This is a genomic window from Xanthobacter lutulentifluminis, from assembly GCF_043194675.2.
In the GTDB taxonomy this organism is placed as follows: domain Bacteria; phylum Pseudomonadota; class Alphaproteobacteria; order Rhizobiales; family Xanthobacteraceae; genus Xanthobacter.
This window is the reverse complement of record NZ_CM195525.1, coordinates 2,430,612-2,456,396: the sequence shown is the minus strand read 5'-3', so window position 1 is coordinate 2,456,396 and position 25,785 is coordinate 2,430,612. Positions and strand designations below refer to the sequence as shown.

The 25,785-nt window shown below is 71.5% G+C and carries 22 protein-coding genes; 10 read left to right on the top strand and 12 right to left on the bottom strand.

The window, feature by feature from the left end:
- Positions 1-26 precede the first annotated feature (26 nt).
- Together V5F49_RS11200 and V5F49_RS11195 are read left to right on the top strand one after the other, a co-directional pair.
- Positions 27-2,666, top strand: coding sequence for an ABC transporter transmembrane domain-containing protein (locus V5F49_RS11200; RefSeq protein ID WP_394115726.1), 2,640 nt, complete (start codon positions 27-29; stop codon positions 2,664-2,666).
- Positions 2,667-2,704: 38 nt separating this feature from the next.
- Entirely contained in the window at positions 2,705-3,148 is a 444-nt protein-coding gene (locus tag V5F49_RS11195) for a Crp/Fnr family transcriptional regulator (RefSeq protein WP_394115727.1), read from the top strand.
- 185 nt (positions 3,149-3,333) lie between these two features.
- Here V5F49_RS11195 and V5F49_RS11190 read toward each other — a convergent pair whose 3' ends face one another.
- From V5F49_RS11190 to V5F49_RS11175, 4 genes are all read right to left on the bottom strand, one after another.
- Positions 3,334-3,699, bottom strand: a complete 366-nt coding sequence (locus V5F49_RS11190) for a helix-turn-helix domain-containing protein (protein WP_394115728.1) — start codon at positions 3,697-3,699, stop codon at positions 3,334-3,336.
- Positions 3,700-3,917: 218 nt separating this feature from the next.
- Positions 3,918-4,742: a DUF2076 domain-containing protein gene (locus V5F49_RS11185; RefSeq protein WP_394115729.1), complete on the bottom strand. Its 825-nt coding sequence runs from the start codon at positions 4,740-4,742 to the stop codon at positions 3,918-3,920.
- Positions 4,743-4,856: 114 nt separating this feature from the next.
- Positions 4,857-6,176, bottom strand: a complete 1,320-nt coding sequence (ispG, locus tag V5F49_RS11180; protein ID WP_394115730.1) for a flavodoxin-dependent (E)-4-hydroxy-3-methylbut-2-enyl-diphosphate synthase — start codon at positions 6,174-6,176, stop codon at positions 4,857-4,859.
- Between the two features lie 108 nt (positions 6,177-6,284).
- Complete coding sequence (locus V5F49_RS11175; protein WP_394115881.1) at positions 6,285-6,791, bottom strand: Fur family transcriptional regulator; 507 nt, start codon at positions 6,789-6,791, stop codon at positions 6,285-6,287.
- A 216-nt stretch (positions 6,792-7,007) separates the two neighbouring features.
- Between V5F49_RS11175 and V5F49_RS11170 the strand changes: the two genes are divergently transcribed.
- Both V5F49_RS11170 and V5F49_RS11165 read left to right on the top strand, forming a co-directional pair.
- A complete protein-coding gene (locus V5F49_RS11170) occupies positions 7,008-7,790 on the top strand; it encodes a 3-hydroxybutyrate dehydrogenase (protein WP_394115731.1) in 783 nt (260 codons plus the stop codon).
- A gap of 22 nt (positions 7,791-7,812) precedes the next feature.
- The gene (locus V5F49_RS11165; protein WP_394115732.1) at positions 7,813-8,853 is read left to right on the top strand and encodes a patatin-like phospholipase family protein; all 1,041 of its coding nucleotides are present in this window, start codon (positions 7,813-7,815) and stop codon (positions 8,851-8,853) included.
- A 45-nt stretch (positions 8,854-8,898) separates the two neighbouring features.
- Here V5F49_RS11165 and V5F49_RS11160 read toward each other — a convergent pair whose 3' ends face one another.
- Positions 8,899-9,465 (bottom strand): hypothetical protein, encoded by a 567-nt coding sequence (locus V5F49_RS11160; RefSeq protein WP_394115733.1) that lies wholly within the window; start codon positions 9,463-9,465, stop codon positions 8,899-8,901.
- A gap of 60 nt (positions 9,466-9,525) precedes the next feature.
- Between V5F49_RS11160 and V5F49_RS11155 the strand changes: the two genes are divergently transcribed.
- The 3 genes from V5F49_RS11155 to V5F49_RS11145 all read left to right on the top strand — a co-directional run bounded on the left by V5F49_RS11155 (position 9,526) and on the right by V5F49_RS11145 (position 13,658).
- Positions 9,526-10,092: an O-acetyl-ADP-ribose deacetylase gene (locus V5F49_RS11155; RefSeq protein WP_394115734.1), complete on the top strand. Its 567-nt coding sequence runs from the start codon at positions 9,526-9,528 to the stop codon at positions 10,090-10,092.
- Positions 10,034-10,828, top strand: a complete 795-nt coding sequence (locus V5F49_RS11150; protein WP_394115735.1) for an RluA family pseudouridine synthase — start codon at positions 10,034-10,036, stop codon at positions 10,826-10,828. The genes V5F49_RS11155 and V5F49_RS11150 overlap by 59 nt, the downstream gene beginning before the upstream one ends.
- Positions 10,829-11,060: 232 nt before the next feature.
- Complete coding sequence (locus V5F49_RS11145) at positions 11,061-13,658, top strand: TIGR02302 family protein (protein WP_394115736.1); 2,598 nt, start codon at positions 11,061-11,063, stop codon at positions 13,656-13,658.
- A gap of 753 nt (positions 13,659-14,411) precedes the next feature.
- Here V5F49_RS11145 and V5F49_RS11140 read toward each other — a convergent pair.
- From V5F49_RS11140 to V5F49_RS11115, 6 genes are all read right to left on the bottom strand, one after another.
- Positions 14,412-14,852 carry an NfeD family protein gene (locus V5F49_RS11140; RefSeq protein WP_394115737.1) on the bottom strand — a complete coding sequence of 147 codons (441 nt, stop codon included), beginning with the start codon at positions 14,850-14,852 and terminating at the stop codon, positions 14,412-14,414.
- Positions 14,853-14,862: 10 nt separating this feature from the next.
- Positions 14,863-15,858 (bottom strand): SPFH domain-containing protein, encoded by a 996-nt coding sequence (locus V5F49_RS11135; protein ID WP_394115738.1) that lies wholly within the window; start codon positions 15,856-15,858, stop codon positions 14,863-14,865.
- Positions 15,859-16,156: 298 nt separating this feature from the next.
- Positions 16,157-17,167: an esterase-like activity of phytase family protein gene (locus V5F49_RS11130; RefSeq protein ID WP_394115739.1), complete on the bottom strand. Its 1,011-nt coding sequence runs from the start codon at positions 17,165-17,167 to the stop codon at positions 16,157-16,159.
- Positions 17,164-19,047: a cobaltochelatase subunit CobT gene (gene cobT, locus V5F49_RS11125; protein WP_394115740.1), complete on the bottom strand. Its 1,884-nt coding sequence runs from the start codon at positions 19,045-19,047 to the stop codon at positions 17,164-17,166. Before cobT ends, V5F49_RS11130 begins: the two co-directional genes overlap by 4 nt.
- 148 nt (positions 19,048-19,195) lie before the next feature.
- Positions 19,196-20,179 carry a cobaltochelatase subunit CobS gene (gene cobS / locus V5F49_RS11120; RefSeq protein ID WP_394115741.1) on the bottom strand — a complete coding sequence of 328 codons (984 nt, stop codon included), beginning with the start codon at positions 20,177-20,179 and terminating at the stop codon, positions 19,196-19,198.
- A gap of 101 nt (positions 20,180-20,280) precedes the next feature.
- Positions 20,281-20,901, bottom strand: coding sequence for a J domain-containing protein (locus tag V5F49_RS11115; RefSeq protein WP_394115742.1), 621 nt, complete (start codon positions 20,899-20,901; stop codon positions 20,281-20,283).
- Positions 20,902-21,096: 195 nt separating this feature from the next.
- Between V5F49_RS11115 and V5F49_RS11110 the strand changes: the two genes are divergently transcribed.
- From V5F49_RS11110 to gyrB, 3 genes are read left to right on the top strand one after another with little or no spacing between them, the layout of a single operon-like run.
- The gene (locus V5F49_RS11110; RefSeq protein WP_394115743.1) at positions 21,097-21,399 is read left to right on the top strand and encodes a BolA family protein; all 303 of its coding nucleotides are present in this window, start codon (positions 21,097-21,099) and stop codon (positions 21,397-21,399) included.
- A gap of 51 nt (positions 21,400-21,450) precedes the next feature.
- Positions 21,451-22,200 carry a 7-cyano-7-deazaguanine synthase QueC gene (queC, locus tag V5F49_RS11105; protein WP_394115744.1) on the top strand — a complete coding sequence of 250 codons (750 nt, stop codon included), beginning with the start codon at positions 21,451-21,453 and terminating at the stop codon, positions 22,198-22,200.
- A 53-nt stretch (positions 22,201-22,253) separates the two neighbouring features.
- Positions 22,254-24,680, top strand: coding sequence for a DNA topoisomerase (ATP-hydrolyzing) subunit B (gene gyrB / locus V5F49_RS11100; RefSeq protein WP_394115745.1), 2,427 nt, complete (start codon positions 22,254-22,256; stop codon positions 24,678-24,680).
- A gap of 18 nt (positions 24,681-24,698) precedes the next feature.
- Here gyrB and V5F49_RS11095 read toward each other — a convergent pair whose 3' ends face one another.
- Positions 24,699-25,646, bottom strand: a complete 948-nt coding sequence (locus tag V5F49_RS11095; RefSeq protein WP_394115746.1) for a LysR family transcriptional regulator — start codon at positions 25,644-25,646, stop codon at positions 24,699-24,701.
- Positions 25,647-25,785 lie beyond the last annotated feature (139 nt).

Here is a 25,785-nt window from a genome sequence, read left to right as displayed (position 1 = left end):
GCCTGCCCCACCGGCAAGAAAAGGACATGAGCGGCGCCGTGGACACCTCTGCCCAGACCGGAACCGACGCCTCCGCCGGGCGACGCCCCCCGCCCGACGTGGCGTTGCCGCGCGACGTGCTGCGCTATCTGTGGCGGGCGGCCCCGCTGAGCCACATCAAGCTGTTCGGCCTCGTGCTGCTGCTGCTGCCGTTCAACTACGCCTCGCTCGAGCTGCCGCGCCTCATCGTCAACGGCGTCACCGACGCCATCGGCGGCACCGTCCCGCCGCTGCTGGACTTCGAGCTCTCGCTGCCCGATGCGCTGGGCGGCTACCAGCTGCTGCATTTCCCCGGCATCGCGGTGAGCGCGTTCGGGCTTCTGGCCGGCCTCGCGGCCGTGCTGTTCGCGCTGCAGCTGATCCAGCAGCACATCTCGCGCCTGATCGAGATGGACAAGGCGCGGCTCGGCGAGCGGATCATCGTCCGCCTGCGTCGCCAGCTGTTCGACGTCATCCAGCGCCTGCGGCCGGAAGCGCCGATGAAGAGCAAGGCGCTGGAAGTGGGCAACATGATGCGGTTCGAGGTGGGGCCCATCTCCCCCTTCGCCGGCATGGCATTCGCCCAGCCGCTGAAATCGGCCGGCCTGATCGGCTCGGCGACGCTGCTCATCTTCACCCAGAACGCCCTGCTCGGCCTGTTCGCCGTCGGTATCCTGGCCCTGAACCATATCCTGCTCGGGGTGCAGCGGCGCGACAATGCCCGCAAGCTGCAGACCTACCAGAACGAGGCCGTGGCGCTGGGCAAGCGCGTCATGTCCGGCATCGACCGGCTGCCGCTGGTGCATGGCTTCGCCACCAGCCCGTTCGAGCGCGGCGCGGTCGACCACCGCCTCGCCGTCGTCTCCGAGGCGAGCCTGGAGCTGAAGCGCCAGAACTTCACCGACCGGGTGCTGAACCTGCTCATGTCCGACGTGCCGACGCTGGTGTTCTACTTCGCCGGCGGCTGGCTGGCGCTGTCGGGCGCCATCAACATCGGCCAGCTGGTGGCGGTGGTGGCGGCCTACGGCCAGATCCCCGAGCCGCTGAAGGAGCTGATCGACTGGGACGAGAAGCGGGTGATCGCGCAGGTGCGCTACGATTTCGCCCGCTATTACCTGGAGACGCGGGAAGTCTGGCCGCAGGGCTCGCAGGACCCGGTGGACGGGCCGGACCTGCCGTTCGACGGCAGCATCAAGATCTCCGACCTCGACGTGGTGGACCCCGCCGGCAGCACCCTGCTCGATGGCGTCAGCCTCGCCATCGCCCCCGGCAGCGCGGTGGCGCTGAAGGGATCGGACGCCGGCGGCAAGCACGCGGTGGCGCGGGTGTGCGGGCGCGCCATCTCGATCTACAGCGGCACCGTACGCATGGGCGGCCATGACCTCGCCAGCGTGCCGGAGGCGGTGATCGGCCGGCACGTGGCCTATGCCGGCGGCGATCCCATCGTCGTCACCGGCACGCTCCGGGACAACCTGCTGCTGGCGTTGCAGCGGCGCCCGGGGCGCGCCGCCGACCCGGCCGGGGATGCCGCCGCCCTCGACCGGCGCGCCCTTGCCGCGCTCTCCGGCGCCGGGCTCGGCGACCTCGTGGTGCGCCTTGGGCTGGAGCGCAGGCTCGATCCGGACGCGACCCCCGCGCTGGCCGAGCGCATCGTCTCCCTGCGCGCGCAGGTCACCGACGCCATCGCCCGCCGCCAGTCCGACACCGGGCGCGTGCTGATCGAGCCGTTCCGCTTCGCCGCCTTCAACCGCTGGATGACGCTGGCGGAAAACATCCTGTTCGCCACCCCGGTGAACGACACGCGAGGCGCGGCCTCGCTGCTGTCCGATCCGGCGCTGGAGGCGCCGCTGGAGAAGAGCGGGCTGCGCCAGGCCCTCATCGGCCTCGGCCGCTCCGCGCTGATCACCCTCGCCGAGCTGGCGGGCGGGCCCGAGGACCTCGCGGGCATCGACACCAAGGGGCTGCTGCGCACCGGCGAGATGGACGCGGCGCGGGTGCTCGCCACCCATGCGGGCGAGGAGCTGTCCGGCGAGGAGGTTGCGCTGCTCATGCGCATCGCCGGACGCTATTGCGAGCCGCGCCACCGCTTCGGCCTCATCGATGCCGACTGGCAGGAACGCGCCCTCGCCGGCCGCGCCCAGCTCGCCCACCTGCGGGAGGTCTCGGGCATTCCGCTGGCCCGCTACCAGCCGGACAGCTACTGCCGGGCCCTCACCGTGCGCGACAACCTGCTGTTCGGCCGCATCGCCGCCGACCGGGCCGGCGCCGCCGCGGCGGTGGACGAGATGGTGCGCCAGTGCCTGGTGGACGACGGGCTGATCGCCCAGGTGGAGCGCCTGTGCCTCGACGTGGCGGTGGGCGAAGGCGGCCTGCCGCTGGCCGCCGCAGAGCGCGGCAAGCTCACCCTCGCCCGCTGCCTGGTGACCGACCCGGACATCCTCATCATCGACGACGCGCTGGTGCCGCTGGCCCCGGCCGAACAGAGCCGCCTGATGGAGGCGGTGCTGGCAGCCCGCTCCGGACGCACCACATTGGTGGTGCTGGATGCGGCAGAACCGCTCCACCTGTTCTCGCAGGTCATCGTTCTGGCCCATGGCCAGGTGGAGCGTATCGAAGCCGGCGCGGCCACTGCCGCAGCCGGCGCATGAAGGGGGAACGCCATGCCCCGTGTCAGGAGGGACGCCCCATGAGTATCGAGGACGAGGCGAGGACGCTCGCCCGCATCCCCATGTTCCGCGACCTGGAGCCGAGCCAGCTGCGTCTGCTCGCCTTCTCCGCGGCGCGGCTCGATGTCGCCGAGGGCGACGCGCTGTTCGAGCAGGGCGAGGCGCCCGACGCCGCCTATGTGGTGCTCGACGGCACCGCCGTGATCGAGGTATCGGCCGGCGGCGCCACCCACGAGGTGGCACGGCTCGGCCGCGACACCGTGGTGGGGGAGATGGGCGTGCTCACCGGCGAGCCCCGCACCGCCACCGTGCGCGCCGGCGCGCCCATGAGCGTGCTGCGCATGGAGACCGACCTGTTCCTGGACTTGCTGGACAAGACGCCCTCCCTCGCCCGCTCGGTGCTGCGCGATCTGGCGCTGCGCCTGCAGGAGACCACCCGGGCGCTGGTGCGCGCCCGGGGCTAGGGGGAGCCTGAGCTGAGAGAGGGGCTGGACTGGCGGCGCTCCGCCTCCCGTCCGGCGGCGCCCCCTCGCCGCCGGACGGCAGAAACGCGGGTCGGCGGACACGGGCGGCCCGGCCCCATCCCGGCGGGCGGCCCGGCGGTTGGCGTGGAAGACGCGTTCGGCCGCGAACCCGGAGGGGCGCGACCTCAGCCGCGCCGGCGCAGGATCTTGAGGCGTCCCAGGAGCTCGGCCACCGCCTCCTGCGGCAGGTGGCCGATTTCCCGCGCCAGCAGGTTGGCGAGCTCCGTGGCCTGCGGGCTGAGGTCAGCGGTGTCCACCACCACGCGCGGCTGGGACAGCTCGGCAAGGCGCTGCAGGTCCTCGGCCTCGTCCCAGATGACGTTGAAATAGGCGATGATGCGCTGGACCATGGCCCAGGTGGGCTTGCCGCGCTTGCCGGTCTCCAGCGCCGACAGATAGGTGGGCGAGACGCCGATGGCGTTGGCCATCTGCGTGAGCGTCACGCCCTTCTGCGCCCTGAGATCACGCACGCGGCGTCCGAACGGCGTCATGTCCTCGTCCCGCGCTCCCCCGGTTACCGTATCGTTCGGGCGAGGCTAGGCGCTCGCGGGGCGAAACGGAAGCCGGGCGCACGATGCCCGGGCGGCGACAAGAAGAGGCTGCCGGCATGAAAACGGCGGCGCAGGGCGCGCCGCCGTCGTGATGCAAAGTCGGTATCTCCGGGGCCTGACTGCCCCGGCCGCCGGCCACATTCAGGCGCGCAGGCGGCTCACGCCCACGAACCGTCGTCGTCGCTGCCCCAATCGCCGCCGTCGTCGAAGCTGGCTTCCTGGTGCTCGGCGCCGGGGTCGGAATTCCAGAAATTGTCCTGACCGGCCCCCTGCCCGGCATCCGCCGCCGCCTGCTGGCTGGCATCGCCGCCCAGCGCGGACTGGGCGTCACGGCCGAGATCGCCAGTGGAGGCGGGGGTGTGGCCCAGCTCCGCCGCCGCCTGCTGGCCGACTGCGCCACCGCCGCCGGCCATCATGCTCTTGATGCCGTCGAACAGAAGCGCGCCACCCGCGACGCCCGCCGCCGTGGCGAGGGCACCCTGAAGGAAGCCGCCGCCGCCGAAGCCGCCGCGCGGCTGGGCCTGCTGGCCCCACGGGCCACCCTGCGGGGGCGGCGGGGGATAGCCGCCCTGCTGGCCATAGCCCTGCTGGGGACCACCCTGCGGATAGCCACCCTGCGGATAGCCTTGGGAGGCATAGCCGCCGCCCTGCTGGCCGTAACCGGGGGGCAGGCCCATGGGCTCGCCCGCGCCGCGCGAACCGGCCGACGGCACGGACGAACGCCCGCCGCCGAACAGCCCGCCGAGGAAGCCGCCGCCGGACGCGGGGCGCGCCTGCGCCTCCAGTTCCTGGATGCGGCCATAGGCCTGCTGAAGCGCGTGCTCCTGCACGATCACGCTCTGGGCCAGGGCATAGGTTGCATGGGGTGCCTCGGTGACGCGCCGGGCGATCAGCGCCTCGGCCTCGGCGTCGCGCGGCTGGTTCGCGACACCGCGCATGCGGTCGAACAGGCCGTCGATGAGAGCACGTTCCTCGGGGGTCATATCCGCCTCCGGTGGGTTGGACGGGACGGATATGAGGCCACGACCACGGCGCCGGTAGGGCGTCGCGGCATGAATTTTTGGTAACCTTACGTAACGTCGGAGCCGGTGCGCCGGCTATTCGGCGGCGCTGGCGGAGGCGGCGTCCGCCGGGCTGGCGCCGGCCACGCCGAAGCGCTTCTCCACATAGGCTTCCACCATCTGGCGGAACTCCTCCTGGATGTTGGCGCCGCGCAGGGTGGCCGCCTTCTTCCCGTCGATGAAGACCGGGGCGGACGGGGTCTCGCCGGTACCGGGCAGCGAGATGCCGATGTCGGCATGCTTGCTCTCGCCCGGACCGTTCACGATGCAGCCCATGACCGCCACGTTCAGGGTCTCGACGCCGGGATACTTCGCCTTCCACACCGGCATGCGGGTGCGGATCATGTCCTGCACGCTCTGCGCCAGCTCCTGGAACACGGTGCTCGTGGTGCGGCCGCAGCCGGGGCAGGCGGCCACCAGCGGCACGAAGGTGCGCAGGCCCATGGTCTGCAGGATCTCCTGCGCCACCTGCACCTCGCGGGTGCGGTCGCCGTTGGGCTCGGGCGTCAGCGACACGCGGATGGTGTCGCCGATGCCCTGCTGCAGCACCACGCCCATGGCGGCGGTGGAGGCGACGATGCCTTTCGAGCCCATGCCCGCCTCGGTCAGGCCGAGGTGCAGGGCATAGTCGGAGCGACGGGCGAGCTCGGAATAGACCGCCACCAGATCCTGCACCGCCGACACCTTGGCGGAGAGGATGATGCGGCTGCGGGCAAGCCCGATCTCCTCGGCCAGCGCGGCGGAGAGCAGCGCCGAGCGCACCAGCGCCTCGCGCGTCACCGCCCGCGCCTCGGCCGGGTTGGGCAGGCGGGCGTTCTCGTCCATCAGGCGGGTGAGCAGCTCGCCGTCGAGCGAGCCCCAGTTGGCGCCGATGCGCACCGGCTTGTCGTGCGTGATGGCGGTCTCGACGATGGCGGCGAACTGCCGGTCCTTCTTGTCGCCGAAGCCCACGTTGCCGGGATTGATGCGGTATTTGTCCAGCGCCTCGGCGCAGGCGGGATGATCGGCGAGCAGCTTGTGGCCGATGTAATGGAAATCGCCCACCAGCGGCACGTCGATGCCCTGCGCCAGCAGCTTCTCCTTGATGTGCGGCACGGCGGCGGCGGCCTCGTCGCGGTCCACCGTGATGCGCACGATCTCCGAGCCGGCCCGCGCCAGCGCCGCCACCTGGCGGGTGGTTGCGTCCACGTCCGCGGTGTCGGTGTTGGTCATGGACTGCACCACCACCGGCGCCCCGCCACCCACCAGGATGCGCCCCACCGGCACGCCGACCGTGTGGCGCCGGGCGGCCGGGCCGGCCTCGAGCAGCTCGGTCGGGACGACGGGCGCGGAGGGGGTCATGGAAGAGGTGGTCATGGGCATTCGATCCTCGCCATGGGGACGCTTCCCCGCCAGCAATCCCGCCAGGAATACGGCGCGCGGCGGTCTGCGGACGGGTTCGAGTAGGCCGCCCGGCGCCGAGCGTCAACCGGCATCGGGAGCGGCGGCATCGGGGGCGGGGCGGCAGTGGGCGCAGGTGCCGGCCACCTCCAGCACCCGCTGGCGCGGCTCGAAACCCACGGCCCGCGCCGCCCAGGCGAGATCGCGCCCCACCGCGTGGGAAGCCACCTCCCGCGTCAGGCCGCAGCGCTCGCAGATGAGGAACACCACCACCTCGCCCGCCTCGTGCGGGCTGGTGCAGGCGAGGAAGGCGTTGCGGCTCTCGATGCGGTGGGCGAGCCCCTCCGCCACCAGGAAATCGAGCACGCGATAGACCGACATGGGGGGCGATGGCTCCCCGGCGGCGGCGAGCCGCTCGACGATCTCATAGGCCCCGAGCGGCGCGTGGGTCTCGGCCAGCAGCTTCATCACACCCCGGCGCAGCGGGGTGAGGCGCAGGCCCTTCGTCGCGCACAGCTGCTCCACGCGCGCCAAGGCGCCGGCCACGCATTGGCCGTGATCGTGGTCGCTGATGGAGGTCTCGGAACGCATCACGCGAGGAAATGTAGTCCAAGCCCTGCGGATCCGCCATGGCCGCATGGCAGGGGTCCGCGCCCCGCTCACGCTGCGCGTTGCGCCGCCGCACGGAGCGGGGCAATCTGCCGGCGCGGGTTCCCGCCCGCGCGTGACAGCATCGTCACACCGCTCCTTTACACCGTGGACCCCGGCCTTCCGCCGGGCCACGCCGTGCCTTTTTGGGGAATAGCCATGCTCAAGGGGAAGGTCGCCGTCGTCACCGGGTCCACCAGCGGTATCGGGCTCGCCTATGCGCGCGCTTTCGCGAAGGAGGGGACGAACGTCGTCATCAACGGCCTCGGCGACGCCGCCGCCATCGAGAAGGAGCGTGCCGCCATCGAGAGCGACTTCGGCGTGAAGGCGCTCTATTCCCCGGCCAACATGCTGAAGGCGGACGAGATCGCCGGCATGGTGCAGCTGGCCGAGACCCAGTTCGGCTCGTGCGACATCCTCGTCAACAACGCCGGCATCCAGCACGTGGCGCCGATCGAGGAATTCCCGATCGACACCTGGAACATGATCATCGCCATCAACCTGTCGGCCGCCTTCTTCGCCATGCGCGCCGCGATCCCCGGCATGAAGGCCCGCAAGTGGGGCCGCATCATCAACACCGCCTCGGCCCATGCGCTGGTGGCCTCGCCCTTCAAGTCGGCCTACGTCTCGGCCAAGCACGGCATCGCCGGCCTGACCAAGACCGCCGCGCTGGAGACCGCGACCTTCGGCATCACCGTGAACGCCATCTGCCCCGGCTACGTGTGGACCCCCCTCGTGGAGAAGCAGATCCCGGACACCGCCAAGGCCCGCGGCATGACCGAGGAGGAAGTGAAGAAGAACGTGCTGCTCGCCGCCCAGCCCACGAAGGAATTCGTGACGGTGGAAGAGGTGGCGGCCCTCGCCGTGTTCCTCGCCTCCGACAACGCCCGCTCGATCACCGGCTCCATGCAGCAGATCGACGGCGGCTGGGTCGCCGAGTGAGGCGCGGCCCGGGACGGCGCCCGTGAGCCGGCGCGACGGCGCGAAGGCGGTCAGCCTCGCGCTCCAGGGGGGAGGCGCCCACGGCGCCTTCACCTGGGGCGTGCTCGACCGGCTGCTGCAGGACGAGCGCCTCGTCATCACCGGCATCACCGGCACCAGCGCCGGCGCCATGAACGCGGTGGTGCTGGCCTCCGGGCTCGCCAAGGGCGATCCGCAGGAGGCCCGGCACGCCCTCACCCAGTTCTGGCGCGACGTCTCGCGGGACGGGCGCATGTCGCCGCTCCAGCGCACCGCCTTCGACCGGCTGCTCGGCAACTGGTCGCTGGCGCGCAACCCGGCCTATCTCGCCTTCGAGGTGGCCTCGCGCTTCTTCTCGCCCTACGACTTCAACCCGCTCAACATCAATCCGCTGCGCGAGATCCTGGAAGCGCACGTGGACTTCGAGGCCCTGCGCGCCTCGAAGGTGAAGGTGTTCGTCTCCGCCACCAACGTCCACACCGGGCGCGCGCGCATCTTCGGCCATGAGGAGATGACCGCCGACGCGGTGATGGCCTCGGCCTGCCTGCCGTTCCTGTTCCAGGCGGTGGAGATCGACGGCGTGCCCTACTGGGACGGCGGATACATGGGCAACCCGCCCCTGTTCCCGCTCTACGAGAAGGCGGACGCGGACGACATCATCCTGGTTCAGATCAACCCGGTCGCGCGCGAGACCACGCCGCGCACCGCATCGGAAATCCAGAACCGGATCAACGAGATCACCTTCAACGCCTCGCTGCTGGCCCAGCTGCGCGCCATCGACCATGCCGCCAAGCTCATCGAGCAGGGGCTGCTGACGCGCTGGACGCTGGGCGGGTCGAGCTTCCGCCGGGTGCGGCTGCACCGCGTGGGCGGCGAGCACCAGCTCGCGGCGCTGGACGCCACCTCGAAGCTCAATGCCGAATGGTCCTTCCTCCAGCACCTGCGCGATCTCGGGCGGGCGGCAGCGGAAGGCTTCCTCGAAGCCCATTTCGACGACCTCGGCCGCCGCTCCACCCTCGACCTGCGGCTGGAGCTGGCGGACTGAGAAACGGCGCCGCGAACGGGCGCCGCCTCCCGCGCCGCGGCGGGATCAGCCGCCGCGATTGTCCTTCCTCGCCTGCGCCACCGCCACGAACTTGGTGACCCGGCCGGCCTCGCCGGAGGACGAGCCGATGCGCTCCAGCCGGCGGCGCACCTTGGCCCGCATGCCGGTGTTGGCGGTGGGCTCGGTGGTCGGGCGGGTGGCGCGCTTGCCGTCGCGCTTCAGGGCGAAGGCGCGCTGGGCATTGTCCATCAGCTCGGCGAGAGCCGTCTCCGCCTGCCGGCGCTTCACCTCGCGCCGGACGCGCAGCAGCGCGTCGTTCAGCACGGCGGCCTTCTGCCGGTTGCCGGCATCCGCCTTCTCGAACGTCGCCTCGCCGCGCCCGCCCTTGCCGCGCAGGGCCCGGCGCTGGTTGTTGGCGATGGTCAGCGCCCGCTCGCGTCGGCCACGCAGATGGCCGAGCAGGTCCGCCAGCTCGGCGTCCGGGAGCGCCGTGAGGGCCGGGTGGCGGGTCTTTTCCACGAATGCGATCTCGTCGGCAGAGAGGAGGCGCTGTTCGGTCTTGCGCGTATGGGCCATGGCATCCACCTTGGGCTGAACCTGTGGGACAGCCATGGCTAAGCGCCTGAACATGAACATTGTAAGACCAACCGGCACCGCCGGAGACATATCCGCGTGACAGCGCCTGACCGTCGCCCGGCGCAACTGGAGGTGATGGTCGCGGACATCACCCGCCTCGCCGTGGACGCCATCGTGAACGCCGCCAACGGGTCCCTGCTCGGCGGCGGCGGGGTGGACGGGGCCATCCACCGCGCGGCGGGACAGGACCTGTTCGCCCATTGCCGCACCCTCGGCGGCTGCGAGACCGGCGGCGCGCGCATCACCCCCGGCTTCCGCCTGCCGGCGCGCCACGTCATCCACACGGTGGGGCCGGTGTGGCAGGGGGGCGGCGCGGGCGAAGACGGCCTCCTTGCCTCCTGCTACCGCGAGAGCCTCGCGCTGGCCGAGGCGGCCGGCCTCGCATCGGTGGCATTCCCCGCCGTCTCCACCGGCGTCTATCGCTTTCCCGCCGCGCGCGCCGCGCCACTGGCGGTCGGCGCCGTCCTCGCCCATCTTGAGCGGCCGGGCAGCGTCACCCGCGTGATATTCTGCTGCTTCTCACGAGACATCGCCGACCTGCATCATGACGCCCTCCGCGCCCAAGGCATCCGCCTCCCCGACGACGCCGGCACCCGCGGCTGAGCCGCCCCCGGCCCTGCCGCTGCTTCACCGCGACGGTCTGATGCTCATCATCGACAAGCCCCACGGACTGCCGGTCCATGCCGGCCCCAAGGGCGGGGAGACGCTGGCGGACCATCTCGACGCCCTGCGCTTCGGCCTGCCGCGCGCGCCCGAGCTCGCCCACCGGCTGGACAAGGACACTTCCGGTTGCCTGGTGCTGGGCCGCCATGGCAAGGCGCTGGCGCAGCTGGGCAAGCTGTTCGCCTCCGGCGCCGTGGGCAAGACCTATGTGGCCGTCACCCTCGGCGCGCCGGAGGCCGGGGCCGGGCGCATCGACCAGCCGCTCGCCAAGCGTTCCCCCCATCGCGGCTGGTGGATGCAGGCGGTGCCCAAGGGCACGCCGGGCGCGCAGGAGGCGATCACCGATTATCGCGTCCTCGCCCGCAGCGGCGGTCTCGCGGTGCTGGCGCTCTCCCCCCTCACCGGGCGCACCCACCAGCTGCGCGCGCACCTGATGAGCCTCGGACATCCCATCCTCGGCGATGCCATCTATGGCGGCGCCTCCCGCCTGCCGGGCGGGCCGAAGCTGCACCTGCACTCCCGCCGCATCGTGGTGCCGCTGGGGAAGAACAGCCCGCCGGTGGACGTGAGCGCCCCGTTGCCGCCGCATATGTGCGAGACGCTTGCGTCCCTCGGGCTCTCCCCGGACGAGATCGGCCGCGCTGCCGACGCCGCCTTCGCGGACAAGGGCGCGTGACGGCGGCCGCGAACGCGCGCGGGGCATCCTGACGGACGAGTGCAGCCAGCGGACACGAGGGCTCCCCCCTCCTTGCGGCATGCCGAAGCGCGGTCCGACAGGCCGCCCGCCCTGCGGGGCCGGAGGTAGAGAACGCGTGATCGGATCAGGTTGCGTTGCAAGCTGATCGGCCCGTGCACTAGGCTGGTCCATCCCGGCGCCGGTTTTGGGCGGCACCAGAAAGGGAGTGTGTGTGAGCGCATCTCGCGACAGGACACCGCCGCGCACGCCGGAAGGCGAGGCCCGCTTCCTCCTCGACCGTGCGGTGCGCCGGGCGCGGGTGGCGCTGTTCTGGGAACAGGCGTGGCCGGCGCTGGCGCGCGTGGGCGTGGTGCTGGCGCTGTTCCTCGCCGTCTCGTTCGCCGGGCTGTGGCTGTCGCTGCCGGTGGCGGCGCGCATCGCCGGCGTCGTCGTCTTCGCCGGGCTGCTGGTGTTCGCCGCGCGCCCGCTCCTCACCCTGCGCTGGCCCGACGAGGCGGCAGCGGTGGCGCGGCTCGATCGCCGCAGCGCCCTTGCCCATCGCCCCGCCACCGCCATCTCAGACAGCCTCGCCACCCGGCCGGACGATCCGGTGGGCGCCGCATTGTGGCGCGCTCACGTGGCCCGCGCGCTCGCGGCCGCCCGCAGCCTGCGCGCCGGAACGCCCAGTCCCGGCCTCGCCCGGCTCGACCCGCGTGCCGTGCGCGCGCTGGCGGTTCTGGCGCTGTTCGCCACCTTCTTCATGGCCCCCGGCGCCCATCTGTCGCGCATCGGCGCCGCCTTCGACTGGCGCAGCCTCGTGCCACCCGCCCCCTTCCGGCTGGATGCCTGGGTGGACCCGCCGGCCTATACCGGCCGCCCGCCCGTGGTGCTGCCCGGCCTGCGGTCCGACGACCCCACCTCGCTGAACGCCGCCGCCCTGCAGGTGCCCACGGGCAGCACGCTGGTGGTGCGTGGAGCCGGCATCGACGCCGCCACGCTCAAGCTGGAGGGCGGCATCGCCGAGGCGCAGCCGGAAGGCGACCAGCCCGGTCCCGCCGGCGAGCGGCGCTATGTGATCCGCGGTGACGCCGACGTCACCTTCCTCGGCCCTGACCAGCGCCGCCTGATGTGGCATTTCAAGGCGATCCCGGACGGCAAGCCCTCCATCGCCTTCGCCAAGGACCCGCAGCCCGGCCAGCGCAACAGCCTCGTCCTCGCCTATCGCATCGAGGACGACTACGGGGTGAAGGAGGCGGAGGCGAGCTTCGTCGCCGCCCCGCCCGAGCCGCCCCTGTTCCCGCGCCCTGGCGCCGTGCCGCCGAAGGTGGGCAAGCCGCTGGTGCCGCCGCCGGACTTCAAGCTGTCCCTGCCGCCGGGCGGGCGCACCGGCGCCGCCCAGACCACGAAGGATCTCGTCGCCCATCCGTGGGCCGGCGCCCGCGTGGAGGTGACCCTGAAGGCGCGCGACGAGGCCGGCAACGAGGGCACGAGCGAGACCCGCACCCTGCGCCTGCCGCAGCGCACCTTCACCAAGCCCATGGCCCGCGCCCTCATCGACGAGCGGCGCCGGCTGGCCCTCGATCCCGCGAACCGGTCGCGGCTGGTGCGGGTGCTGGACGGGCTGACCGCCACGCCGGAGCAGTTCTCGCCGGGCGCGGGCGAATATCTCGGCCTGCGCACCGCGCTCGCCCGGGCCCAGAACGCCCGCAACGACGACGACCTGCGCGCGCTCGTGGACTATCTGTGGGAGGTGGCGGTCCTGATCGAGGACGGCACCCTGTCCGAGGCCGAGCGCGAGCTGCGCGCCGCCCAGGAGGCGCTGCGGGAGGCGCTGGAGCGCGGGGCGAGCGAGGAGGAGATCCGCCGCCTGACGCAGGAGCTGCGCGCGGCCATGGACAAGATGATGCGCCAGCTGGCGGAGCAGGCGCAGCGCGACAGCGGCACCGATTCCCGCCCGCTCGATCCCTCCGCCCGCATCGTGCGGCCGCAGGATCTCCAGCGCATGCTGGACCGCATCGAGAACCTCGCCCGCTCCGGCAACCGCGATGCCGCCCGCCAGCTGCTCGACGAGCTGCAGGCCATGATGGAGAACATGCGCCCCGGCAGCCGCCAGGCCGGCCGCCAGCAGGGCCAGCAGCAGGGCGAGCTGGGCAACATGATCCAGGAGCAGCAGCGCCTGCGCGACCGCACCTATCGCCAGAACCGGCAGGGACAGCAGGGACAGCAAGGTCAAGGGCAGCAGGGTCAACAGGGTCAGGGCCAGCAGGGCGAGAACGGCTTCGGCGACCTGCAGCAGGGCCAGCAGGAGCTGCGCCGCCGGCTCGGCCGCATGCTCGACGAGATGCGCCGCCAGCAGGGGCAGCAAGGCCAACAGGGTCAGCAGGGCCAGAACGGCGAGGGCGGCGAGAGCGGCGAGAGCGGCGAGGCCATGGGCCGGGCCGGCGATGCCCTCGGCCGCGCCGATCAGGCCATGCGCGAGGCGGAGGAGGCGCTCGGCCGTGGCGACGGGCAGGGCGCGCTCGATGCCGAGGGACGCGCGCTCCAGTCGCTGCGGCAGGGCGCGCAGGCCATGGCCGAAGCGCAGCGCGGCAACCAGGACGGCCAGGGCCCCGGCGGCCCCGGCGAGGAAGCCGCCCAGCGCACCGATCCCCTCGGCCGGCCGCTCCGCAGCCAGGACTATGGCGACGACTTCACCGTGAAGGTGCCCGATGAGGTGGACGCCCAGCGCGCGCGCCGCGTGCTGGAGGAGTTGCGCCGCCGCCTCGAGCAGCCGGAGCGGCCCCAGCTGGAGCTGGACTATCTGGAACGCCTGCTGCGCGGGCTGAACTGAGCGAGGGGGCGGCGGTTCGCCCGCCGCCGGGCGTGAAGACCGGCCCGTGGGCTGAATGCGCCCCTCGCCCCGAGTCGGCCGAACGGGCAGTGGATGCTGCGCCGCTTGCGCGGCGCTTTCGGGCGCGCCACGGCGCACCTGACTGCCAATCCGGCAGAGGCACCACGCGGGGCCTCCTTGCGGCCGGTGGCGGTCTCCCGCGAGCCGAAAGAGCCACAAATCGGCCGTCGCTGAACCCGCCCGCCCCCGATGCGTGGCCCCATCGGCGCGACAGGGCGGGCGGTCCGCAGATCCGGCAGCGCCGGGCGCAAGGCCGCCCTGCTCAAGCGCGGTCCGCGCGAGCCCAATGGCCCATCGATTGGCCCACGCCGAGCCGACGCCCCAGCGGCTTGAGGCCGAGACGCACAAGGCCGCGCGGACGTGACGCCCTCTCCGCGATCCACTCGCGGCCGTCGCCGGCTGAGCGTGGCTGGATTCACGAGCTCGTTCGGTGTGTCCGCGGCGGTCAAGCCGCAGGCCGATCACGAGGAATGGTTTGGCGGGCGTGACCGCCAGCGCCCGGCACGGACCAAACTGCTGCCGTACCGCCTTCCCCGCCCGGCGGAGCCCCACAAGGGACCGGCGCAGCCTTGTCCGGTGTTGCAGACGGCCTTCAGCGGCCGACGCGGGCCGGGAAGAGGAGCTGTGCGGCGCATGATCCCCGACCGCGTCCGGCGCGACGGGGCACCCGGCAGGCCGGGCCGGCGGCGGCGCTCAGCCCTCGGCCGACGCCACCCGCAGGACGACGCCATCCACCGCCACCACCCGCACGTCATGGCCGGCCGCGATGTCCGGCCCCTCGATGCGCCAGACGGTATCATCGATGCGCACCCGGCCGACGCCCCCCACGATGGGCGTCTCCAGGGTGAAGACACGGCCGATGAAGCCTTCCGCGCGCCGGTTCAGGAACGGGCGGTCGGAGGCGCGGCCGGGGGCGGGGCTGATGCGCCGGCCCACCAGCACCGCCACCACCGCCAGCGCGGCGAAGGCGAGCACCTCGCCCTGCCACGACAGGTCCACCACATAGGCGAGCGCGCCGGTCACCAGCGCGGCGAGGCCCAGCCACAGCAGGAAGGCGCCGGGCGCCGCGATCTCCGCCACCAGCAGCACGCCGCCGAGGACGAACCAGGCCCAGGGCCCCAGATCGGCGAGCATCCCTGCCTCCTCAGCCTTCGCCCGGAGGCGGGGTGGCGGGCCCGGTGGGGCGGGCCCGGGCCGGGCGCGGCGCCGCCGGCACCGTCCCCTCGGCGAACGCCGCCCGCGCCAGCTCGCCGATGCCGGAGAGCGAGGCGAGCAGCGCCGTGCCCTCATAGGGCATCAGCACCACCTTCTGGTTGGGCGCGGCGCCCATGGTCTCGAACGCCTTCACGTACTTCTCGGCGATGTAGTAGTTGAGCGCGGCCGGGTCGCCGCTCGCCACCGCGGCGGAGAGCATCTGGGTGGCGCGGGCGTCGGCCTCGGCGAGGCGCTCGCGGGCCTCGGCGTCGCGGAAGGCGGCCTCGCGCCGGCCCTCCGCCTGCAGGATCTGGCCCTGCTTCTGGCCCTCGGCCTTCAGGATCTCCGACTGCCGCTGGCCCTCGGCCTCGAGGATGACGGCGCGCTTCTCGCGCTCGGCCTTCATCTGGCGCGCCATGGCGTTGACGAGATTGGCCGGCGGCACGATGTCCTTGATCTCGATGCGGTTGATCTTCACGCCCCAGGGCGCGGCGGCGGCATCCACCACGCGCAGCAGGCGCTCGTTGATCTCGTCGCGGTGGGAGAGCAGCTGGTCGAGGTCCATGGAGCCCATGACGGTGCGCACGTTGGTCATGGTCAGGGCCAGGATGGCGGGCTCCAGCTGCGCCACCTCATAGGAGGCGCGGGCCGCGTCGAACACCTGGAAGAAGGCGACGCCGTCCACCGAGACGGTGGCGTTGTCCTTGGTGATGACCTCCTGGGTGGGCACGTCCAGCACCTGCTCCATCACGTTCACGCGGTTGCCGATGCGGTCGATGAACGGGACGATGAGGTTGAGGCCGGGCTGCAAGGTCTTGGTGTAGCGGCGGAATCGCTCCACCGTGTACTGGTAGCCCTGCGGCACGGTCTTCACGCCGGCGAACACCACCGCCACCGCAAGCACCAGAAGGACGAGCACGAACAGGTTCGGACCGATCGCGATCATGGATGGGCGCCCCTAGCTCCCGCCGTCGAGGACGGGCGCGGCCATAAGGGCACGGCGGGTGCGGCGCGGCAAGACGGCTGCGGGCGCCGGCGCCGCCACCTGCCGGTTGCGGCGGTGGACAGGCGGGCGGCAGGAACCGGTGGCAGGAACGGGCGGCGAGAGCAGGCCGCAGGAGCGACAGGCGCGGAACGAACACGGATCATCGCCCCGCATCCGATTCGCGCCCGGTTCGTTCGCTTCCGGTTCCGCCGGACGGGCGGGCCTGTCCCGATCCGGGACGGGGCAAATGCCGGCCCGCTCAGTCCGGGACGACAGCGAAGCGCAGGAGGATGGTGCGCTGGAGCAGGCTGAAATTGTCGTCGGAGACGATGGTCAGCAACGTCTCGCCGGCCGCGTTGCGGGTCACGGCGAGGCCTTCCATGTTGTCGATCTCATAGCCCAGATCGAACGAGCCCAGCACCTCGCCGGTGAGCCGTGCGCCCGGCTTCACGTCGGCAAGGGCGAAGCGGCGGATCTGCATGAAGACCCCGGTGAGCGGTGAATAATGCCGCTCCAGCAGGTACATGGTGCCGTCCGGCGCAATCGCGAGGTCGGTGGCGGCGAAGGGCCCGCTGCGGGCGATGGCGAAGGTGCCCGGCACCGGCCCGCCGATGATGAAGCCGGGCAGGTCCGCGTCCTTCCCCGCGCCCTCCTCCCCCACCGCGATCAGCAGCCCCTTGTAGGGACCGGACGGCACATAGGCGAGGCTCTCCACCCCGAGGTTGCGCTTGAGCCCCTTGATGGCAGGCGCCGGCACCACCCGCCCCTTTTCGCCCAGCGGCGCGCGGGGATAGCGCCAGATCTCGTTGATGGTCTCCATGCCCACATAGACGGCATCCGGGCCGATGGCGATGGATTCCACGTCGCCCCGGTCGCGGGTGGCCTGGATGCGGCCCTGGTCGTCGAGCAGCGCGGCGGCGGTCACGTCGGAGAGGCCAACCGGCCGGTCGCCCTCGGTGTCGAGATGGCCGGAGAGGAACAGGCCGGCATCGGTGACGGCGAGGAAGCGCCCGTCATTCTCCAGCGCGAAGCCGGAGATGCCGCCGAAGCCGGCGAACTCGGAGGACAGCACCAGTCCGCCGCGGAATTCGAGCGGACCGAAGCGTCGGGTCTCGTCCTTCGGACGGAAGCTGGCGAGGGGCCGGGCCGAGGCCGTGATGGCCTCCGGCACCGGGGAGAGGGCCGCCGGCTTGGAGAAGGCCAGCGGGACAAGGGCGAGCGCGGCCGCGACGCCGGCGGCGGCGAGCGCGAGCCGCGTGCGCGTCCTCAATGCAGACGTCCGCCGGCGCGGGCAGCCTGCTCCTCGAACAGCTCGGCCAGCTTCTCCGTCATCACGCCTCCGAGCTCCTCGGCATCCACGATGGTGACGGCGCGGCGGTAATAGCGCGTCACGTCATGGCCGATGCCGATGGCGATCAGCTCCACCGGCGAGCGGGTCTCGATCTCGGAGATGATGTGCCGCAGGTGCCGTTCCAGATAGTTGCCGGCGTTCACCGAGAGGGTGCTGTCGTCCACCGGCGCGCCGTCGGAGATCATCATCAGGATGCGCCGCGCCTCGGGACGGGCGAGCAGGCGCTTGTGCGCCCAGTCCAGCGCCTCGCCGTCGATGTTCTCCTTCAGGAGGCCCTCGCGCATCATCAGGCCGAGATTGCGCCGGGCCCGCCGCCACGGGGCATCGGCCGACTTGTAGATGATGTGCCTGAGATCGTTGAGCCGGCCCGGGGTGGCGGGCTTGCCGGCGGCGAGCCAGGCCTCGCGCGACTGGCCGCCCTTCCATGCCTTGGTGGTGAAGCCCAGCACCTCCACCTTCACGCCGCAGCGCTCCAGCGTGCGGGCGAGGATGTCGGCGCAGGTGGCGGCGACCGTGATGGGCCGCCCGCGCATGGAGCCGGAATTGTCGATCAGCAGCGTCACCACCGTGTCGCGGAAGTCGGTGTCGCGCTCGCGCTTGAAGGAGAGCGCGGCCATGGGGTCCATGATGACGCGGGGCAGGCGCGCCGGGTCGAGCACGCCTTCCTCCAGGTCGAACTCCCAGGCGCGGTTCTGCTGCGCCAGCAGGCGCCGCTGCAGCCGGTTGGCAAGGCGCGCCACCACGCCCTGCAGGTGGGCGAGCTGCTTGTCGAGGTAGGACCGAAGGCGGGTCAGCTCCTCGGAATCGCACAGGTCCTCGGCCGAGACCTCCTCGTCGAACTTCTGGGTGAAGGCGTGATACTCCGGCCCCCGGTTGTCGTGGGTCACGGGGGGGCGCGGCTGCCAGGGCTCGGCCGGCTCCTCGCTGTCGCCCAGCTCGGTGCCGTCGGGGATCTCGGCAGGCGGGGCGGCGTCGCTCTCGGCGGCGCTGTCGGGCATCTCCTCCTCGGAGAGCTCGGCCTCCATCTCGCTGGCGCCCTGCTGGCGCTCGTCCTCCTGGGACTGGCCGGCCTCGCCGCCCTCCTCCTCCGAGCCGCCCTGGTTCTCGGCGTCCTCGGGCTCCTGCTCGGTGTCGAGCCCGCTCTCCTCGCCCATGTCGAGGGAAGCGAGCAGGTCGCGGGCGATCTCGCCGAACCGCTTCTGGTTCTCCAGGCTGCCGGAGAGGCGCGCGAGGTCGCCGGCGGCGCGGTCCTCGATGTAGGAACGCCACAGGTCGACGATCTTGCGCGCGTCCGGAGGCGGCGCCTCGCCGGTGAGGCGCTCGCGCACCATGAGGGCGATGGCGTCCTCGATGGGGGCGTCGGCGCGGTCGGTCACGTCGGCATAATTGCCGCGGTGGTAGCGGTCCTGCAGCATGGCCGCGAGGTTGCGCTTCACCCCCGGCATGCGGTTGCCGCCGATGGCCTCCACGCGCGCCTGCTCCACCGCCTCGAACACCGCGCGGGCGGTGTCGCCCTGCGGCAGCATCCTGCGATGCACCGAGGGATCATGGCAGGCGCGGCGCAGCGCCAGCGCATCGGCGTGGCCGCGGACGATGGCCGCGTCCTGCACGGTGAAGCGACGGGGCGGCTCGGGCAGGCGCACCCGGTCGGGCGCCAGCGCCGGCCGCTCGGAGGCGAAGGTCACCTCGAACTCGGCCACCCCGGCGATGGCCTTGAAGCAGCCCGCCACCGCCCGCTTGAACGGCTCGGCGGGAGCTTCCTTTGGCGCCTTCCCGGATGTGCGGTTGGTGGGGGCCATGCTGTGGTCTCGCGTCGATGGAAGCCAGGGTATTTTCGAGCGAGGCGGCAACCGGCCCGCGTGAAGAAAATGCGTCAACTCAAGGACCTGGTTCGTTACCCCGTTTCCGATGAACGGGATAACGAACCCAAGCCGGAACGCGCCCGGCTCAGGACAGGGCGACGTTCACGGTGCTCTCGGCCAGCTCCTGCCCGAAGCAGCGCTGGTAGAACTCCGCCACCAGCGGCCGCTCCAGCTCGTCGCACTTGTTGAGGAAGGTGACGCGCAGGGCAAAGGCGATGTCGCGGAAGATGTCCGCGTTCTCGGCCCAGGTGATGACCGTGCGCGGGCTCATCACCGTGGACAGATCGCCGTTCATGAACGCCTGCCGGGTGAGGTCGGCGAGGCGCACCATGCGGTTGACCGTGTCGCGGCCCTCGACGTTCTGGAAGTGCTTCGCCTTGGCGAGCACGATGTCCACTTCCTTGTCGTGGGCGAGATAGTTCAGGGTCGTGACGATGGACCAGCGGTCCATCTGCGCCTGGTTGATCTGCTGGGTGCCGTGATAGAGGCCGGTGGTGTCGCCGAGGCCGATGGTGTTGGCGGTGGCGAACAGGCGGAAGGCCGCGTGGGGGCGGATCACCCGGCTCTGGTCGAGCAGGGTGAGGCGGCCGGAGCTCTCCAGCACGCGCTGGATCACGAACATCACGTCCGGGCGGCCGGCATCATACTCGTCGAACACCAGGGCCACGTTGTTCTGGTAGGCCCAGGGCAGGATGCCGTCGCGGAATTCGGTGACCTGCAGGCCATCCTTCACCACGATCGCATCCTTGCCGATGAGATCGATGCGCGAGATGTGGCTGTCGAGGTTGATGCGCACGCACGGCCAGTTCAGCCGCGCGGCCACCTGCTCGATATGGGTGGACTTGCCGGTGCCATGGTAGCCAGTGACCATCACGCGGCGATTTCGGGCGAAGCCGGCGAGGATGGCGAGGGTGGTCGGCCGATCGAACAGATAGTCGGGGTCCAGCTCCGGCACGTGCGGATCCGCCTCGGAGAAGGCCGGAACCTCCATGTCGATGTCGATGCCGAACGTCTGGCGAACCGACACCTTCATGTCCGGGGTCGGGGCAATGGTCTCCGTGCCGCTCATAACTCCTCCGTCGCCGCGCCGCGCGCGCCTTTCCTGTGTCGTCCCGGTGCGGCGGCCGCCTGTGCCCGCCACCGCGTGAAGCCGGCCATCCTTCGGATCGGTCAGCAGAAACCCGCCTGTTTCAGGCTGTTGTAGGCCTGAATGACGCTGCGCAACCGGTCCTCGGACGAGCGGTCGCCGCCGTTCGCGTCCGGATGGTGCAGCTTCACCAGCTCCTTGTAGCGGGCCTTGATCTCGGCCGCGCCGGCGGACATCTCGAGGCCCATCACCTCCAGCGCCCGCCGCTCGGTGGTGCGCACGATGCGACCGTCCGGCTCGGGTCGGTCGGCGCTGAAGGCGGCGCCCATCTCGGCGGTGAAGCCGAAGGGGTCGCGCATGCCGCCGCGCGCTGCCTCGGAGAACGGATGCGGCCGCTCCTGCCCGCCGCCCTTGGCCCCCATCTTCCAGGTGGGGCGGTGGCCGGTCAGCGCGTCCTTCTGGTAGGCGTAGACCGCATCGTCGGTCATGCCCGCGAAATAATTGTAGGACTGGTTGTAGGCGCGCACATGGTCGAGGCAATACTGCCAGTACTGCCCTTCCCGGCCGCGGCCCTTGGGGGCGCGATGGGTGCCCTCCGCCGTGCACCCCGGCCACTGGCAGCCGTTGAGAACCGGGCTGCGCTGCTGCCGGTCCTCTGCGGGCTTCACCCGGATGCGGTCGAAGAAGGGGGAGTCGAGCTTCATGGTGCGTCGATTATGAGCGCCGTACCGCGGCGCGGCAAGAAACGAGGTTTGGCGAAAAACGGGCGGCGGCTGAGCCGGAACGCCCTGCCCGCCGGATGGTAGGCGGGCCGCGACAAGCCACATATAATGCGCCCCACGGGCCGGCGCCATCTGGGGCGCCATCAAACCCTTCCATTTCAGCCATTGGATTTCATGATGTCCGAAACTGCCCTTGCCGCCATCCGCCGCACCCTTGAGGAGGGATTGTCCCCGGTGCTCCTCGAGCTGGAGGACGAGAGCCACAAGCACGCCGGCCATGCCGGGGTGATGCATGACCTGAAGGGCGCGGGCCATCGCCACGACGGCGGGCTGACGCATCTGCGCGTGCGGGTGGTATCCGCGGGCTTTGCCGGCAAGAGCCGGCTGGAGCGCCACCGGATCGTGAACGGCCTGCTCCAGGGCGAGATCGCCCGCGGCCTGCACGCCCTCGCCATCGAGGCCCGGGCGCCCGGCGAATGAGCATCCACGCTGCGACCTTCCGCGCCGTCCTCCCCGGGGAGGCCCGCCCGCATGCCTGAGACGACGGTTCCCGCCGGGGAGGGCGCGCTCGTGCTGTTCTCCGGCGGGCAGGATTCCGCCACCTGCCTCGCCTATGCGCTGGAGCGGTTCGAGCGGGTGGAGACGCTCGGCTTCCACTATGGCCAGCGCCACGCCGTTGAGCTGGAGCGCCGGCCGGTGCTGCGGGAGGCGTTCGCCCGGCTCGATCCGTGCTGGGCGGCCCGGCTCGGCGCCGACCACATGCTGGACATGCCGGTGCTGGGCCAGATCTCCGACACGGCGCTGACCCGCGAGGTGGCGGTGGAGATGGCCGAAGGCGGCCTGCCGAACACCTTCGTGCCCGGCCGCAACCTGGTGTTCCTCACCTTCGCGGCGGCGCTTGCCTACCGTCGCGGGCTCCGGCACATCGTCGGCGGCATGTGCGAGACCGACTTTTCCGGTTATCCGGACTGCCGGGACGACACCATCAAGGCCATGCAGGTGGCGCTGAACCTCGGCATGGAAAAGCGCTTCGTGCTCCACACCCCGCTCATGTGGATCGACAAGGCCGACACCTGGCGGCTCGCCGAGGAGCTGGGCGGGACGGCGCTGGTGGACCTGATCGTCGAGGACACCCACACCTGCTACCTGGGCGAGCGCGGCCAGCGCCATGCCTGGGGCTATGGCTGCGGCGAATGCCCCGCCTGCAGGTTGCGGGCGGACGGATATGCACGCTTCCGCGCGGCCGGCACGGTGGAAAGCCGCGTCGCCGCCACCAAATAACCGCCACTTTGCGCTAGATTTTCGCCAAGTCGCTTAACGATTCGAGATTCACCATGGCCGAACCCGTGCCTGCCGCGTCCCCCGACGACTACGGCGCCCAGTCCATCCAGGTCCTCAAGGGCCTCGATGCCGTGCGCAAGCGCCCCGGCATGTACATCGGCGACACCGACGACGGCTCGGGCCTGCACCACATGGTGTACGAGGTGGTGGACAACGCCATCGACGAGGCGCTGGCCGGCTGGGCGAAGGAGGTGACCGTCACCCTCAACGCCGACGGCTCGGTGACCGTGACCGACGACGGCCGCGGCATTCCCACCGACCTCCACCCGGAGGAGGGCGTCTCCGCGGCCGAGGTCATCATGACCCAGCTGCACGCCGGCGGTAAGTTCAACCAGAACTCGTACAAGGTCTCCGGCGGCCTGCACGGGGTGGGCGTCTCGGTGGTCAACGCTTTGTCCACCACCCTCGACCTCGTCATCTGGCGCGACGGCAAGGAGCACTACATGCGCTTCCGCCACGGCGAGGCGGAGGCCCCGCTGAAGGTGGTGGGCGAGGTGCCGGCCGGCCGGCGCGGCACCAAGGTGACCTTCCTGCCCTCGCCCGAGACCTTCACCAAGATCGAATTCGACTACGCCACCCTGGAGCACCGCCTGCGCGAGCTGGCGTTCCTGAACTCCGGCGTGCTCATCGTGCTCACCGACGCGCGCGGCCCCGAGCCGAAGCGCGAGGAGCTGCACTACGAGGGCGGCGTCGAGGCGTTCGTGAAATATCTCGACCGCTCCAAGAGCGCCCTGATCCCCAAGCCGGTGGTGATCCGGGCGGAGAAGGACGGCATCGCCGTGGAAGCCGCGCTTTCGTGGAATGACGGCTACCACGAGAACGTCCTGTGCTTCACCAACAACATTCCCCAGCGTGATCGCGGCACCCATTTCACCGGCTTCGCCGCCGCCCTCACCCGGCAGGTGCTGGGCTATGCCAACACCTCCGGCATCTCCAAGAAGGAGAAGGTGGAGCCCACCGGCGAGGACTGCCGCGAGGGCCTTACCGCCGTGCTCTCGGTGAAGGTGCCGGACCCCAAGTTCTCGTCCCAGACCAAGGACAAGCTCGTGTCCTCCGAGGTCCGCCCGGTGGTGGAGAATTTGGTGGGCGAGGCGCTCTCCACCTGGTTCGAGGAGAATCCGGCCGAGGCGAAATCGGTCATCGGCAAGGTGGTGGAGGCCGCCGCCGCCCGCGAGGCCGCCCGCAAGGCGCGCGACCTCACCCGCCGCAAGAGCCCGCTGGACATCGCCTCCCTGCCCGGCAAGCTCGCCGACTGCCAGGAGCGCGACCCGGCCAAGTCCGAGATCTTCATCGTCGAGGGTGACTCGGCCGGCGGCTCCGCCAAGCAGGGCCGCGACCGCGCCTTCCAGGCGGTGCTGCCCCTGCGCGGCAAGATCCTGAACGTGGAGCGCGCGCGCTTCGACAAGATGCTCTCCTCCGAGCAGATCGGCACGCTCATCACCGCGCTCGGCACCGGCATCGGCCGCGACGACTTCGACATCTCGAAGCTGCGCTACCACAAGATCATCATCATGACGGACGCCGACGTGGACGGCGCCCACATCCGCACCCTGCTGCTCACCTTCTTCTTCCGCCAGATGCCGGAGATCGTGGACGCGGGCCATCTCTTCATCGCCCAGCCGCCGCTCTACAAGGTGACGCGCGGCAAGTCCGAGACCTACCTGAAGGACGAGAAGGCGCTGGAGGATTATCTGGTCACCGCCGGCCTCGACGACGCCTCGCTGCATCTCGCCTCGGGCGAGGTGCGGATGGGCGCCGACCTCGCCCATGTGGTGGAGGTGTCGCGCCAGCTGCGCGCGACGCTGGGCGGGCTGCACCCGCGCTACAACCGCGCCGTGGCCGAGCAGGCGGCGCTGGCCGGCGCCTTCGCCGCTCCCGCACTGCAGGACGAGGCCGCCGGGCAGGCGGCCGCCGCCGCGGTGGGCGGCCGGCTCGACGCGCTGGCCGAGGAGACCGAGCGCGGCTGGACCGGCACCTACGACGAGACCGGCTATGCCTTCACCCGCACCGTGCGCGGCGTCGCGGAGGTGGCCCGGCTCGACCACACCTTCGTCGCGTCCCCGGAAGCCCGCCGCCTCGACACGCTGGCCCGCGAGCTGGAGGCCGTGTTCACCACGGCCGCCACGCTCCGCCGCAAGAGCGACGAGCAGCCCCTGTTCGGCGCCGTGGACCTGTTCGACGCGGTGACGGACGCCGGCCGCAAGGGCCTCTCGCTGCAGCGCTACAAAGGCCTGGGCGAGATGAACCCCGAGCAGCTGTGGGAGACCACCCTCGACATCAACGCCCGCTCCCTGCTGCAGGTACGGGTGAAAGAGGTGGACGCGGCGGACGACCTGTTCAACCGCCTCATGGGCGACACAGTGGAGCCGCGCCGCGAGTTCATCCAGGAGAACGCCCTGCGCGCCAGCGTGGACGTCTGAGGCGCCTGAGCCCCGCCCTCACGCCGCCTGCTGGGCCTCCAGCAGGTGGGCGAGGCCCTCGTCCCATGGCGGCACGCCGCCATGTCCCTGTCCGTAGAGCGCGGCGAGGTGGTCGATGAACACCCGCACCTTCTGCGGCAGGAAGCGCCGCGAGGGATAGACCGCGAACAGCCCCACCCGGTGGGAGGCGCGCCAGCGCGGCAGCACCACCTTCAGCGCGCCGGACCTGAGCTCCGGCCCCACGTCCCAGGTCGACCTGAGGGCGATGCCCACCGAGGCCAGCACCGCCTCGCGCACCACCTCGTTGGAATTGGTGCGCAGCTGGGAATGCACCCTGAGCGTCACCGGCCCGTCCGGGCCCTCAAGCCGCCACGGGTCCTGCCCGTGGGTGGCGAGCAGCACGTGACCGGCGAGGTCGGCGATCTGGCGCGGCTCCCCGGCAGAGGCGAGATAGGCCGGGGTCGCGCACAGCACCCGGTGGACCGGCGCGAGGCGGCGGGCGACGAGGCTGGAATCGTTGAGGTCGGCGATGCGCACCGCCACGTCGAACCCCTCGCCGACGATGTCCACGAACGAGTCCGACAGCTCCAGATCGATCGTCATGTCCGGATTGGCGGCCAGCAGGGGCAGCAGGTGCGGGGCGATGTGCATGCGGCCGAACGAGGTCGGCGCCGACACCCTGAGCAGGCCGCGCGCCTCCGACGACTTGCGGGCGAGCTGGCTTTCCGCCTCCTCGATGGAGGCGAGGATGGCGACGACACGCTCGTAGAAGCCCTGCCCGGCCTCGGTCAGCGTCACCTTTCGCGTGGTGCGCTGGAACAGCCGCGCGCCGAGGCGCTCCTCCAGCCGCTGCACCCGTTTGGAGACCACGGGCGGCGACAGCCCCATCTCCCGCCCGGCCGCGGAGAGGCTGCCGGCCGTGACGATGCGCGCGAAGATTTCCAGATCACCCAGATTGCCGATCATCGCCGGCCCACTCCCTGCGCCGGTCCGGCCCCGCCGGCGGCGATTTTTCTGATTTGTGCCGACGACTTTATCCCCGACGGAAACAATCCGCGACTTCTTTTCCCGCTGAACCGATTATAGTTGCCGCCAACAAGATCGC